The following is a 13,770-nucleotide window of genomic DNA, read 5'->3' as shown; positions in this document are numbered from 1 at the left end:
CGGCAGGCGATGCAAGACGGCATGATGAGCGGCGGTCATCACAACCGGAACTATGTGTTGCCGCTGACCGAGGCCATGGCGCGGCACATGGACTGCGATCCGGGCACTTCCGTGACGGTGCGGATGCCCCGGCCCGAAGTTCTGCCGGTGGTGGTCAGGACGTGGCGGGAGGCGGACATCCTCAATGCCGTCGAGGGCACGCTGCCGCATGTGCCGCGCTGTCTGTGGAGTCGCGCCGGCACGGCCGTGCACAGCTACGTGGAAGGTGTTCCGCTTTCCGTCACGTGCCCGAACGGCAAACGTGTGGACGACATACTGGTCCAGGCGATGACGGGTCTGCTGGCGCAGATGTCCCGCGTGCGCAGGGAAGCGCTGCCGAAGCTTCCGGACGTCTGGCCGCGCAGCAACAAGGACAGCCAGGGATTCTTGCGTACACTGGCGCATCTTGCCGATCAGCAGATCCGCCGGGCCAACTGGCCGGAGTTCGGTGGTCTGTTCACCGCTCTCGGTGTCCCGGAGGACGCCTTGGTGCGCCTGGCGGACCGAGTGCCGGCGATGACCCGGCGCCCGTACAGCCTGCTCCACACGGATCTGCACCGCGACAACGTCATCATGACCTATCGCGGTGAGCCTCCCCTCATCTGTGTCGACTGGGAGCTTGCGACGTACGGCGATCCTCTGCATGATCTCGCGACGCATCTGGTCCGCATGCGCTATCCGGAAAGCCAGCGGGACGAGGTCGTCGACGCGTGGGCGAACGCCGTGCACGGAGTCAAGCCTGCGGAAGCGGCCGGCCTCGCCAAGGATCTGCGCCATTATGTCGACTTCGAACGGGCGCAGTCCCTGTATCCGGATGTGATGCGTGCTGCGAAGTCCCTTGAGGTTTCACTCGACCAGAAGTACCTGTGGATGGCGACGCAGGCGGTGCGTCGTGCTCTGGAGGCGGCTGCCGTACCGCTGAGGCTCGTCAGTGTGCCGGACGAAGCCGAGATCGAGCGGGTTCTGCACCGATGGCAGCTGTCCCGGGGCGAATGGCGCGCCCCGTGCCGGGCGGCCACCGCCATCGGCTGGCACCCCGACGAACGATTGCGGGAAGTGCCGGACTTTCCGCACACCGCCGTTCCGGCGGTGCTGAGGGAGGAGGGGGCCGCACCGGCGGGCCGTGTGTTCAAGGGTACGGCGCACCTCAACACGGTGGTGCGGGTACCTGATGTCGATTTCCCTGTCATGGTGCGGCGCAAGGTTGCGGCGGTCAGCCGTCGGGAGCCCACATTTCTCAGTGAGCACGCGGTGCTGCGCGCCATAGAGGAGTCCGGGGCGGCCGTGGCGGCGCCACGGGTGCTGGCCCTGGGAACCAGTCACACCGAGGATCCCTTTGCGATCCACACGTACGTCGGACCGCATGACACCGGGCGGGCCCCCGACCACCCGGTGCACGGTCTGCTGCCGCACGAGGCGGACGGACTGGTCGACCAGCTCCGGGCCCTCGTCGACGTGGACTACGGATCCTTGGACCCGAGCGCCGACACCGTCTGCTTCTTCGACTGGTTCAGGGAGCTGCTCGTGCGTCTGGTGGACGAACTGCCCAGGGAGACGCAGCAACTGGCCGGTGTGCTCGGGCTTCCGAACACACGGCGTCTGCGGGAGATCCTGGCCCGCCACCGGATGACCCCCCGACGGTCGGCGCTCCTGCACGGCGATCTGAACCCCTGGAATCTCGTGCGGTGCAACGACACTTCGGCTCTCGTCCTGATCGACTGGGAGATGGCGATGGTCGGCGATCCCCTGTACGACCTGGTCAGGCACCTGCACCTCACACCGACACGGCCTGAGATCCGTGCCCGCATGTTCCTGCGCTGGAGCCGCCTGCTGCCGCCCACTCACACGAAGGACTGGGAACGGGACTGGCTTCTCTACCGGTGGATGGAGAACATCCGCTCCGCCTACGTGGACCTCGACCGCATGGTCACAGGGGCAAGTCTCGACGCCCCCAACGTCAGCCGAGCCGTCAACTCGTACGGGATGACCCTACGGGCGGCCAAGGGCTCGCTCGGCCTCTCACCACGCGAACTGTCGCCCTACCTCGCCCGCGCGCTGCCGGACGGAGACCATGGCTCCACCGGACAGGCAGGACTGTCCGTCGGCAGGTGAGAGGGCGGGACGAGGGCGGGTGCTGCCCCGCCCCTGGCCGAATTCCCGCCGCCGTCGGAGGGAGGGCGGGGGTCCGGAAGATGGCTAGGCTCGGGGCATGGGTGAGACGGGTGCGACGGACGCCGCCGGTGCGCGTGGCGCGTCCGGCGCGAGAGACACGGGGGGCGCCGTGGGCGCTGTGGGTGCCGCAGGCGCCATGGGCGCCATGGGGCTGCGTGAGCGCAAGAAGCTCCGGATGTACCGCGATGTCTCCGACATCGCCATCTCGCTCTTCCTGGAGAAGGGGTTCGAGAAGGTCTCCGTCGCGGAGGTCGCCGCCGCGGCCGAGATCTCCAAACCGACCCTCTTCCGGTACTTCTCCTCCAAGGAGGACCTCGTCCTGTACCGGTTCGCCGACCACGAGACCGAGGCCGCCCGGGTGGTCGGGGAGCGCCCGCCCGGACAGTCCGTGATGGACGCCCTGCGGCTGCACCACCTCGCCGGGATCGAGCGGGGCGACCCCGTCACCGGGATCAGCGACGATCCGCACGTTCTCGCCTTCCACCGGTTGCTCTACGGGACCCCGTCCCTGGTGGCGCGGCTCCACGAGTACCTGGAGCGGTCCGAGGCCGCCCTCGCCGCCGCGCTCGGGGGCGGCCTCGACGCACGGCTCGCCGCCGGCCAGGTCGTCGCCGTGCAGCGGATCCTCGCCATGGACAACTGGCGCCGGATCGCGGGGGGCGAGGACGTCGCGAAGGTGCGGCAGGACGCCTTCGCCGCGTCCGAGCGCGCCTTCGCGAGACTGGGAGGAGGACTGCCGGAGTACGCAACAGAGTAATAGATGTAACTTGGTTGCGTTATTCGCGTACGCTGGATCGAATGACGCCAGCCGACCCTTCGCCCGCTGTCCCGTCCGGGGACCCACCCGCTGTCCCACCCGTCGTCCCCGCCTCCGCCTCCGCCGCCCTGCGCCACGAACGCGACTACCACGACCTCTGCCGTGCCGTCCTCGCCGCGATGGTCGAGGGGGCGCAGGAACACGTCGTCGGCGGAGAGGACGTGTCCGCGTCCGGTGCCGACGCCGAAGTGCTCGGCCGCCGGCTCCGCGGCCGGGCCGAAGAGATGCGGGAACTTCCCGAAGGACCCCTGTTCTTCGGTCGGCTGGACTTCCGGAAGGAGGGGCGGGCCGCCGGGGACCACGCCGGGCAGAGCTATCACATCGGCCGGCGGAGGATCAGCGAGCAGCCCGCGGCACCGCCCCTCGTCGTCGACTGGCGCGCCCCCGTCTCGCGCGCCTTCTACCAGGCGAGCGCCCGCGATCCACAGGGTGTGGACGTGCGGCGCAGATTCGGCTGGGCGCCGGGGAGCCGGGGGGAGCCGACCGACCTCACGGGGCTGGAGGACGAACGCCTCGGGGACGTNCGGCTGGGCGCCGGGGAGCCGGGGGGAGCCGACCGACCTCACGGGGCTGGAGGACGAACGCCTCGGGGACGTGCCTCTCGGGGACGAGCGCCCCCGGCCCTCTGGCGAGGTCGGCGGGACCGGCGCGGGCGACACGGCCGGCGCGGCCGGCGCGGGGAGCCGTATCCTCGCGGGCGAGATCGAGCGGCCCCGGATCGGCCCGATGCGTGACATCGCCGCGACCATCCAGCCGGACCAGGACGATCTCGTACGGGCCGGCCTCGACGTGTCCGTATGCGTGCAGGGTGCCCCCGGCACCGGCAAGACGGCCGTCGGACTGCACCGGGCCGCGTACCTGCTCTACACCCATCCGCAGCGCATCCGGCGCGGCGGACTGCTCATCCTCGGGCCGAACCCGACCTTCCTCTCCTACATCGCGGAGGTGCTTCCCGCGCTCGGCGAGACCGGCGTACGGCAGTCGACGATCGGGGCCGAGATCGCGGACACGATCGGGATCGCCGGAAAACTCCCCGGAGGGGGCGGGGATGAGGAACGCTCCGCCGTCGTCAAGCACGACGCCCGCATGGCGCAGGTGCTGCGGCGCGCCCTGTACGCCCGGGTGGATCCGTCCGCCGTGGACGGCGACCTCGCCGTGCCCGACGGTTCGTACCGCTGGCGGGTGCCCGCCGCGGTGCTCGCGCGGATCGTGGCGGACGTACGGGCGGAGGAGCCGCCGTACGCCGTCGGGCGTGAGCGCGTACGTACCCGGGTCGTGCGGTACGTGCGGGAGCGGGCCGAACGGCGGGCCGGGCCCCGGACGAACGCCTGGTCGCAGAAGATCTCGCGGGCGAGGCCCGTCGGCGCGTACGTCGACGCCGTGTGGCCCGGGGCCCGGCCGGAGGAGGTCGTGGCGGAGCTGCTCACCGATCCGGCCGCACTGGCCGCGGCGGCGGACGGGGTGCTGGACGCGGACGAGCGGAAGGCGCTCCTGTGGACGCGACCGCCCCGGTCGTGGAGGTCCGCCCGGTGGTCCGCGGCCGATCTCGTGCTGCTCGACGAGGTCGCCGGGCTGATCGAGCACCCGGCCGGATACGGCCACCTGGTCGTCGACGAGGCCCAGGACCTGTCGCCGATGGAGTGCCGGGCGATCGGCCGGCGCGCCGCCTTCGGATCGGTCACGGTCCTCGGCGACCTCGCCCAGGGGACCACGCCGTGGGCCGCGCGGGACTGGGGCGGGCTGCTCGCGCACCTGGGGAAGCCCGAGGCGTCGGTGGTGCCGTTGACCACCGGGTTCCGGGTGCCCGCAGCGGTGGTCGAACTGGCGAACCGGGTGCTGGCCCGGCTGGACGTGGAGGTACCGCCGGGCCGGTCCCTGCGGAAGGACGGCACGCTGCGGATCCGCCGCACGGACGACGTGCTGCGCGAGACGGCCGGGGCGGTCCGCCGCGCGCTCACGTACGAGGGGTCCGTGGGCGTCATCGCGGCCGACCCGGACGTCGTACGGGTGCGGGAGGCGCTCGGTGCGGAGGGGATCGAGGTCGCCGGCGTGGACGAACCGGGCGCCCGGGTCACGGTGCTGGGGGCGGGCATCGCGAAGGGCCTGGAGTACGACCACGTCGTCGCCGTGGAGCCCGCGGCCATCGCGGAGGGGGGAGGGGGCGGGCGGAACGGGGGAGGACGCGGGCTGCACCTGCTGTACGTCGTGCTGACGCGGGCGGTGTCCAGACTGGACGTCGTCCACGCGCGGCCGCTGCCCTTCGGGTGACCGGCCCGCACGCCCTCCCTCTCCGGGTGCGGGGTGCGGGGTGCGGGGTGCGGGGTGCGGGCCGGTCCGCCGTCCACCGTCCGCCGACGGACGGCGGGCATCCCTAGTGGGCGGCCCCGAACGGCACGTCGAGTACGGGGATCAGCTGCTCCTCCTCGTACGTCAGGTGTGCCTCCAGCGCGGTGGCGAGGCGCTCGACCTCCTCGCGTACGTGCCGGGGGTCCGCCGACTCCCCGCCGACGACCTCCTTCAGCTCCGCGGTCAGGGCGGCGATGCGCACGTGTTCCTCGCGGAGGCGGTCCAGGGCCGGACCGAGTTCCGGGTGGCGGTCGGCCAGGAAAGGGAACATGGCGATGTCCTCGCCGGTGTGGTGGTTGTGCAGACCCTGGCAGAAGGTCAGGCAGTTGATGCGGAGCTGGGCTCCCAGGGTGGCGCCCGACTCGCCGATCTCCCGGCGTACCAGTCCGAGTTCGCGGCGGAAGGCGTCGTGGACCGCCTTGACGTACTGGCCCATCGAGGACGCGTCGACGTTCGGTGGCCCGTCGGTCGCGATCTCGTGGAGGGCGACCACCGGAATCACACGGCTGGTCCCGGCCTGGTACTCCGACCAGCCGGAGTCGGCCTCGACTGCGCGGGCGAAGGCGTCGTCGCGCGCGGCCCCCTTCAGGACCTCGGCCTTCGCCTCGTAGGTGAACACTCCTGTCTCGACCGTCACTTGGGGGTGGGCGACGAGGTTGTGGAACCAGTCCGGATGCTTCGGCGCACCACCGGCGGAGGCGATCACCAGTACCCGGCCGTCCCCGTCGGGGTAGTAGCCGACCGGGGTGGTGTGCCGCTCACCGGAACGGGCCCCCGTGGTGGTGAGCAGGAGCAGCCGGGCGCCCTCGAAATAACCGCCGACCTTCCCGTCATTGGCTCGGAATTCTTCGATGACCTGCTGATTGAAGTCGTTGGGCATTCTCTTCCTTCTGCTCCGTGAATTTCTGAAAAAGGGCATGCGGTATCGCCGCGGGGCGTATTCGGTACGGCCCGCGGGAAGGGGCGCACGGCGACATCGCGGCTCAGCGCCCGCGATCAGCGATCAGCGATCAGCGGTCAGTGCTCAGGCGCGGGGGAGCAGCGACGATGAAAAGGTGTGCGGATGCGCGGATGCGCGGATGCTCGGGTGTGCAGGGGCGCGGCGGCGCGTCGGTCACACGGAATCGACACGTCTGGGAGCGGTGTGGTGCTGCGCACGGCACGAGCGCTCGGCGCGCTGGAAAAGGGCGGCCCTCTGGCCCGCCCGGGCCTCACTCGGAGGCCGGGAACCCTACTGTTTTCTGGCTCAAGGCCGACCCGGCAGTCACGATGAAAAGGCTAGGGTAATTCACGCGTACAGGCAATGCTCTTTTTCCGGAACGGGGAGCCGGAGCCGTACGCGGTGGACCGTCGGCGCCGTCCGTGGTCGACTCCCTGACATGGGTCTGTCGGTCGATGTGTACGTGCCTCGTGCGGAGGGCGGCACCGAGGTGCGGGGATCCGAGCCGGTCCGTTCGCTGGGCGCGCGGTTCCTGCCGCGGCCGGCGGTCGAGGACCTCACCGTGGCCCCGGACGAGGTGCCCGCCCCCATCGCCGGGTGCGCCGAGCACGCCGAGGACGTACGCCGCCGCCTGGACAAGGACGTGCCCGCAGTGGTGTGACTGAGCGTCTCAGCTGGCCATTGACCACTTGCGTTGGCCACCTTGGCGCTCGGTTCGGAGTGCGGCCGTGTCACCGCGTCGGAATCACGAGTTCATGTGTCGGTCGATGAGCCATCGCGCCTGAGCTACATCACCGCTGCCCACAGTCAGGCTGGCCCTGGCGGCGTCGTAGAAGCGGTCTCGGCCCTCGTCCACGCGCCGTACGGCGGCCACCCAGTCGAAGTCGTCGTCGGCGATGCCACGTGCCGCTCGCTCCAACTGCAGCACTGCCCAGCGCCAGTCGCGCGCGGCGGCCACCGTGTCGGCGTCACCCAGCAGAAGCACCCCCTCCCACGCTTTGGTCCGCTGGGCGTCCGCCTGGGCCATCAGTTCGAGCCCAGTGCCCCGATCGATCGGGTGCGCCCGCGACGCGGGTCGGGCCGGCGCCGTGATGCGGTGCGCGAGTAAGTGGACCTCTTTGAGCGCGCGAGCGTATTCGGAGTACGCGTCCAATCGCCGCTCGTCCCACCGTACCGACAGGGCGCGTGTCCACTGCGCCCTGTCGTTGAGGCGCGCAGTGAGGAGCGTTCCGAGGACGCCGACGATGACACCCATGAGTGCAGGCAGCTGGTTCAGGAAGGCGGTCATGCTCGGAGCGTGCCCCGCCATGGCGCCCGGCCAACTGGCACGCTCACGGTGGCCAACTGAGGTGCTCGGTCACAAGTGGCGTGACACACTATTGCAAGCGTCTGCTTGCAATAGTTAGCAAAGGTGGTGCACGGTAGAGGCATGGCATCACTCAACGTCGGCAATCTCGGGGAGTACCTGCGGGACCAGCGGCGCAACGCGCAGCTGAGTCTGCGGCAGCTCGCCGACGCCGCCGGGGTGTCCAATCCGTATCTGAGCCAGATCGAGCGCGGGCTGCGCAAGCCGAGCGCGGAGGTGCTGCAGCAGGTCGCCAAGGCCCTGCGGATCTCCGCCGAGACGCTGTACGTCCGTGCCGGGATCCTCGACGCCGAGCGCGACCGGGACGAGGTGGAGACACGTGCGGTCATCCTCGCCGACCCGACGCTCACGGAGCGGCAGAAGCAGGTGCTGCTCCAGATATACGAGTCCTTCCGCAAGGAGAACGGGTTCGAGACGAAGACCGCCGAGAACACCGAGGCCGCCGAAGACGCCGGGGATGCCGCAGACGCCGCCGACGGCGCGGCCCGCACGGCCGGCGGCGGCAGCGACGCCGCGCGGAACGACCCGCAGTCCTCCACGGGCTGACCGGGTTCCGTACGGCCGGGCACGGCACCACCGGGCCCGGTTCGGAACGGCCGACCGGCCGGTCGGCAGACCGGCCGCGGAGCAGCAGCAACGTACGACCAAAACCCTCACGCACCACGCCACAGCGATACCGGGAGGACCGTCACCATGGCCATCACCGACGACCTGCGCAAGACCCTCAGCGACCCGACCCCGCTCTACTTCGCCGCCGGTACCGCCGACCTGGCCCTCCAGCAGGCCAAGAAGGTGCCGGGGATCGTCGAGCAGCTGCGTGCCGAGGCGCCGGCCCGGATCGACGCCGTCCGCGGCATCGATCCGAACGCCGTCCAGGAGAAGGCCACCGCCCGCGCCAAGGAGGCGCAGGAGACCCTCCAGACCAAGGTGACCGGCCTCATCGGCTCCCTGGACACCGACCTCAAGAGGATCGGCGAGACGGCTCAGGACCTGGCGCTGCGCAGCGTCGGCGTAGCCGCCGAGTACGCCGTGAAGGCGCGCGAGGCCTACGAGAAGGTCGCCGAGCACGGCGAGCAGACCGTGCGGACCTGGCGCGGCGAGATGGCCGAGGAGATCGAGGAGCTGGCGATCACCGTCGAGCCGAACCCCGAGCCGGCCGAGGGCAGCATCCAGAGGCCCGTCGTGGTCGAGGCCGAGACCGCTCCGGCGAAGAAGGCCCCCGTCAAGAAGGCGCCGGCCGCCCGCAAGGCCACCGCCACGGCCAAGAAGTCGACGCCGCCCGCGAAGTAGGGCCCCGAACGAGCGGCGGGCGGGATACGTGGCATGAGGACGGGTCGGGCGCTCCGGGCACTATCGGAGTTCCCGGCCCGTTCTGCGGGTACGGTGACCGCGTAGGGACGACGACTCGACTCAGGTGGTGGGCACAGTGCTCTTGACGGCATTCGGCGGCCTCATGTGGCTGCTCTTCACCGCCATGCTGGTGCTGGCGGTGGTGGCGCTGGTGATGGCCGCGCTGGCCCGTGACGACGCCTACCGGGCCGCGAACAAGCAGAGCAAGGTGTTCTGGATGGTCATCCTCGGGCTCGCGGTGACCGTGAACCTGCTGGTGCCGATGCTCTTCCTGCAGATCGCGTTCCTCATCGCCACCATCGTCTTCTTCGTGGACGTCCGGCCCGCCCTCAAGCAGGTGTCGGGCGGCGGCCGCCGGGGTGGCAGCAGCAGCGACGGTCCGTACGGGCCGTACAACGGCGGGCGCTGAGCCTTCTCGGGTTCCTTCCGGTGCCCGGTGCCCGGTGCCCGATGTCCGGTTCGTCGGACAGCGGTACCGCTAGGCCACGCGGTCCAGCAGCAGTACCGCCACGTCGTCCGTCAGTTCCCCGCCGTTGAGGTCCCGCACTTCGTTCACTGCGGCCCGCAGCAGTTCCTCGCCGCGCAGGCCCGCCGCCAGCTGGCGGCGGACCATGTCCACCATCCCGTCCTGGCCGAGCCGTTCCCTGCCCTTGCCGGTCCGGCCCTCTATCAGGCCGTCCGTGTAGAGCATCAGGCTCCACTCGCCGCCCAGCTCCACCTGCTGGCGCGGCCACCGGGCGTTCGGCAGCAGGCCGAGCGCCGGGCCGCCGTTCTCGTACGGCAGCAGCTCGGCGACGGGCGGCGTCCCGGCCGCGGCGGCGCCTTCGGTTCCGCCGGTCCTGCCGGTTCTGCCGCCTCTACCGCCTCTGCCGGTCCTGGAGGTGGCGGGGGCACCGGAGAGTCCGGGCATCCTGCTTGCTCTGCTGATTCCGTCGGTCCTTCCGGTCCGGTCGGTCCGGTCGGTCCTGCTGGTCCTGTCGGCGCCGGTCAGGGCCCGGGGGCGGGCCGGGCGCGAGATCAGGGGCGCGGGGTGACCCGCCAGACACAGGCCCGCGCGGCGGCCGTCCGGCGCGATGTCCACCGTGCAGAGCGTCGCGAAGATCTCGTCGCTGTCGCGCTCGTGCTCCAGGACCTGCTGGAGCGTCGACAGCAGCCGGTCGCCGCACAGGCCCGCCAGTGTCAGTGCGCGCCAGGCTATCCGCAGCTCCACACCGAGCGCGGCCTCGTCGGGACCGTGCCCGCAGACGTCGCCGATCATGGCGTGCACGGTGCCGTCGGGGGTGCGGACCGTGTCGTAGAAGTCGCCGCCGAGCAGGGCGCGCGAGCGGCCGGGACGGTAGCGGGCGGCGAACCGCAGCGAGGAGCCCTCCAGGAGCGGGGTGGGCAGCAGGCCGCGTTCCAGCCGGGCGTTCTCCTGCGCGCGCAGCGTGGACTCGGTCAGCCGTCGCTCGGCCCGGTCGGAACGCTTGCGCTCCACCGCGTACCGGATCGCGCGGCTCAGCAGCCGGCTCTCCAGCTCGTCGTGGAAGAGGTAGTCCTGGGCACCGACGCGTACGGCTTCCGCGCCGCGCCCGGTGTCCCCGGCCGGGACGAGCGCGAGGACGGCGTGCCGGGGTGCGAGCCGCAGCACGTGCCTGAGCGTGGCCAGCTCGTCGTCCGCGGCCTCCGCCCCTTCCGGCCCTTCCGGTTCCCCCACGTCCTCCACGCCCTCCGGTCCTTCCGCGGCGACTGCCGGGCCGGGCGTCCGCAGTGCGAGGTCGAGCAGGATGCACTGGACGTCGTCGGTGAGCAGCCGCTCGGCCTCGGTGAGGTTGCGGGCGGTACGGACACGGAGCCGCCTGCCGGCCGCGTCCCGCAGGTCGGGCACGGTCAGTGCGCCGGCCGGGTCGTCCTCGATCACGAGCAGGGTGAGCGGGGTGCTGTCGCCGACGGGACCGGCGTCGTCGTGGTCGGCGCCGGCAGCGGTGTCGCGCCTCGCCGGGGACGGCTCCTGGCCGGACGGGGCGCCGGGTGTGGGCGCGGCCTGTGCCGGTCCGCCGGGTGAGGGCGCGGCGTGAGCCGGACCACCTTCCACGGCGGGGATCGCTCTCTGCCGCGGTACGGGTACGGGCATCGTCTTGGGTTCCTTCCCTCCCCCCGAACGCATGACGGGTCGAGGGATCTCGATCCACCGACGGGGACCATAGCGGCAGGGACCGTCACACAGAAACGGCGGCAGGCCGGACATGGGGAAAACAGCCGCCGTCATATGCCGCATCCTGTACCGCAATTGGGCAGGATGTGCGCTTGCACGGAATGACGTACATCACGCTCCGCGGGTTGACCGCCGGGCCCGAACGTGCCGCGTATCACGTGCGACAGGTCACGCCACCAGGGGAACCGTCCTGTCCCGGTCGGCAGGGGCCGGCGCACCGGAGTGACGCAGGGTGCCTTCGCAGCGGGACGGCGCATCGGCGAACGGGCCGCGCACCGGCAGAGCACGCGCCCCCGGCCCACCGACCGTCCGACCGGCCGACCTCCGTCCCCGCTAACCGGGTCGCACGACCCCGAGTATCGGCATCGAGCCCGCCCCCGCGATCGTCACCGTGCGGCCGGGGCGCGGCGCGTGGATCATCGCGCCGTCGCCTACGTACATCGCCACATGGCTGGCGTCGGAGTTGTAGATGATCAGGTCGCCCGGGCGCATCGCCTCGACGGCGACGCGGTCGAGCTGCCTCCACTGCTCCTGGGAGGTGCGGGGGATACCCTGCCCTGCGGCCGCCCACGCCTGTGACGTGAGCCCCGAGCAGTCGAACGTCTTCGGCCCCTCGGCGCCCCATTCGTACGCCTTGCCGATCTGTGCCGTCGCGTACTCCACGGCTGCCTCGCCCCGCGCGGAGGCCGTGTCGCCGGTGTCGGCGAGGACGCCGGAGTCCAGCCAGGCCGTCTGCGCCTCGCGCGCGGCCTGCCTCTCCAGCTTCGCCAGGCGCTGCTTCTCCTCCTTCGCCAGTTCCGACTCGAGTTTCTCGGCCGCGGCGATCTGCTTCTCGACCTTCTTCTTGGCCTTGGCCTTCGCCTCGCGGTTGGCTTCGAGCTTCTTCCACTGGGCCGCCGCGTCGCGCGCGTACTGCTCCAGGTCCTCCTGGGTGCGGCGCATCTCGGCGAGCATGCCCTTGGCCGCCTTGGCACCCTGACGGACCCGGCCCGCGCCCTCCAGGAAGTCCTGCGGGTCGTCGCTGAGCACCAGCTGGGCCCCGTCCGGCAGGCCGCCGCCGCGGTACTGGGAGCGGGCCGCGGCGCCCGCGCGCTCCTTCAGCTCGTCCAGCCGGGCCTTGCCCTCGACGATCTCGCGGGCGAGCCCGACGATCTGCGTGGACTGCTGTTCGGTCCGTTCCTCGGCGAGGTTGTACGCGTCCGTGGCGACCGCCGCGTCGTGGTAGAGCGTCTCCAGCTTCTGGCGGATCACCTCAAGGTCCGCGTTGCTCGCGGGGGTTCCGCCCGGAGCCGGAACCGGAGCCGGAGCCGGAGTCGACGTCGGAACCGGAACCGGAGTCGAGGTCGGTGAGGGCGGCGTCGGAGCCGCGTGGACCACGCCCGGCGCGGACACGGACAGGATGACTGCCGCGCAGGCCACCGCCATGGCCGTGGTGGTCAGACCCCGTACACCGGATCCCATGAACCGACCCCCAAACTGATTTACCGTCAGTAACTTACGAGCGCCTCGGGGATCGTGCCATGCCGGCGCGCAATACGACAGAGGCGGGCGGGAACCGCCACTCGCCCACCGGCCGTTCCCTCCCTCGCCGCCCGCCCGGACATACGCCCGCCCATGTTCCCCGCCCCCTGTGACGAACGACTCGGCGAGTTCGTTCCCATTGGTTCCCACGACGCGGTACCCGTCCCGCGAACACCGCCCCGCCCTACGCGACCGGTGCCAACGCCTCCCACCGCACGGTCACTTCGCCCTGCCGCCAGCGCGCCGGCCCGTCCGTGACCGGCCAGTCGGCCGCCAGGTCCCGGACCGCGCGGATCCAGCGCTGACGGGCGCCGTACGAGGCGTACGGGGCGGCCGCCGCCCACGCACGGTCGAAGTCGCGCAGGAAGGCGTGCACGGGCTCGCCCGGCACATTGCGGTGGATGAGGGCCTTGGGAAGGCGTTCGGCCAGGTCGGACGGGCGGTCCAGGGAGCCGAGCCGGGTGGCGAACGTGACCGTCCGCGGACCCTCGGGACCGAGCGCGACCCACACGTGCCGGCGGCCGATCTCGTCGCACGTGCCTTCGACGAGGAGCCCGCCGCGCGAGAAGGGCCCCGCCGGTGCCAGACGGCCGCGGAGGCGGGCCCACACGGCGGCGACCTCGGCCTCGTCGTACTGCCGCAGGACGTTCGCCGCGCGGATCAGCGACGGCCGGACGGGCAGCGGGACCTCGAAGCCGCCGTGCCGGAACACGAGGCCGTCGCGTTCGTACGGCTCCGCCGCCGCGACCCGGGCCGGGTCGATCTCGACGCCCACCACGCGCGCGCGTGGAGCGACGGTACGGAGGCGGTGGAGCAGTTCGACCGCCGTCCAGGGGGCCGCCCCGTATCCGAGGTCGACCGCCACGGGGTCGCCGGTCCGGCGGAGCTCCGCGCCGTGGGTGGCCGCTATCCAGCGGTCCATGCGGCGCAGGCGGTTCGGGTTGGTGGTGCCGCGCGTCACCGTCCCCACGGGTTTCGCTGCGCGGGCGTTCATGGGGTCAAGGGTATGCGGGGGCGAATGCGGT

The 13,770-nt window shown here is 71.6% G+C and carries 11 protein-coding genes and 1 pseudogene; 7 read left to right on the top strand and 5 right to left on the bottom strand.

What is annotated here, in order from left to right:
- Positions 1-9: 9 nt before the first annotated feature.
- From KM933_RS03685 to KM933_RS03675, 3 genes and pseudogenes are all read left to right on the top strand, one after another.
- Positions 10-2,151 (top strand): aminoglycoside phosphotransferase family protein, encoded by a 2,142-nt coding sequence (locus KM933_RS03685; protein WP_260333019.1) that lies wholly within the window; start codon positions 10-12, stop codon positions 2,149-2,151.
- A 196-nt stretch (positions 2,152-2,347) separates the two neighbouring features.
- Positions 2,348-2,968 carry a TetR/AcrR family transcriptional regulator gene (locus KM933_RS03680; protein ID WP_221348380.1) on the top strand — a complete coding sequence of 207 codons (621 nt, stop codon included), beginning with the start codon at positions 2,348-2,350 and terminating at the stop codon, positions 2,966-2,968.
- A gap of 90 nt (positions 2,969-3,058) precedes the next feature.
- A pseudogene (locus KM933_RS03675) lies at positions 3,059-5,296 on the top strand (HelD family protein); the annotation flags it as partial.
- A gap of 103 nt (positions 5,297-5,399) precedes the next feature.
- Here KM933_RS03675 and KM933_RS03670 read toward each other — a convergent pair.
- A complete protein-coding gene (locus tag KM933_RS03670) occupies positions 5,400-6,254 on the bottom strand; it encodes a nitroreductase/quinone reductase family protein (RefSeq protein WP_221348296.1) in 855 nt (284 codons plus the stop codon).
- A gap of 499 nt (positions 6,255-6,753) precedes the next feature.
- On the opposite strand from KM933_RS03670, the gene KM933_RS03665 reads away from it, so the two are divergent.
- The gene (locus KM933_RS03665; RefSeq protein ID WP_221348295.1) at positions 6,754-6,975 is read left to right on the top strand and encodes a hypothetical protein; all 222 of its coding nucleotides are present in this window, start codon (positions 6,754-6,756) and stop codon (positions 6,973-6,975) included.
- Positions 6,976-7,059: 84 nt separating this feature from the next.
- Here the strand turns inward: KM933_RS03665 and KM933_RS03660 are convergent, their stop codons facing one another.
- Positions 7,060-7,602 carry a hypothetical protein gene (locus KM933_RS03660; RefSeq protein WP_221348294.1) on the bottom strand — a complete coding sequence of 181 codons (543 nt, stop codon included), beginning with the start codon at positions 7,600-7,602 and terminating at the stop codon, positions 7,060-7,062.
- Positions 7,603-7,743: 141 nt separating this feature from the next.
- Here KM933_RS03660 and KM933_RS03655 point away from each other — a divergent pair, with 141 nt between their 5' ends.
- The 3 genes from KM933_RS03655 (at position 7,744) to KM933_RS03645 (ending at position 9,439) form a co-directional block, all read left to right on the top strand.
- Positions 7,744-8,226: a helix-turn-helix domain-containing protein gene (locus tag KM933_RS03655; protein ID WP_221348293.1), complete on the top strand. Its 483-nt coding sequence runs from the start codon at positions 7,744-7,746 to the stop codon at positions 8,224-8,226.
- A gap of 147 nt (positions 8,227-8,373) precedes the next feature.
- Positions 8,374-8,970 (top strand): hypothetical protein, encoded by a 597-nt coding sequence (locus KM933_RS03650; protein ID WP_221348292.1) that lies wholly within the window; start codon positions 8,374-8,376, stop codon positions 8,968-8,970.
- A gap of 136 nt (positions 8,971-9,106) precedes the next feature.
- On the top strand, positions 9,107-9,439 hold the full coding sequence (locus KM933_RS03645; RefSeq protein ID WP_221348291.1) for a DUF2516 family protein: 333 nt from the start codon (positions 9,107-9,109) through the stop codon (positions 9,437-9,439).
- 69 nt (positions 9,440-9,508) lie between these two features.
- Here the strand turns inward: KM933_RS03645 and KM933_RS03635 are convergent, their stop codons facing one another.
- From KM933_RS03635 to KM933_RS03625, 3 genes are all read right to left on the bottom strand, one after another.
- Positions 9,509-11,143, bottom strand: coding sequence for a PP2C family protein-serine/threonine phosphatase (locus KM933_RS03635; RefSeq protein ID WP_260332984.1), 1,635 nt, complete (start codon positions 11,141-11,143; stop codon positions 9,509-9,511).
- Between the two features lie 414 nt (positions 11,144-11,557).
- Positions 11,558-12,685, bottom strand: a complete 1,128-nt coding sequence (locus KM933_RS03630) for a C40 family peptidase (protein ID WP_221348290.1) — start codon at positions 12,683-12,685, stop codon at positions 11,558-11,560.
- Positions 12,686-12,929: 244 nt separating this feature from the next.
- Positions 12,930-13,739, bottom strand: coding sequence for a class I SAM-dependent methyltransferase (locus KM933_RS03625; RefSeq protein ID WP_221348289.1), 810 nt, complete (start codon positions 13,737-13,739; stop codon positions 12,930-12,932).
- Positions 13,740-13,770: the final 31 nt, after the last annotated feature.

This window comes from Streptomyces beigongshangae (genome assembly GCF_019710745.1).
Taxonomy (GTDB): Bacteria; Actinomycetota; Actinomycetes; order Streptomycetales; family Streptomycetaceae; genus Streptomyces; species Streptomyces beigongshangae.
This window is presented reverse-complemented; position numbering and strand designations above follow the sequence as displayed.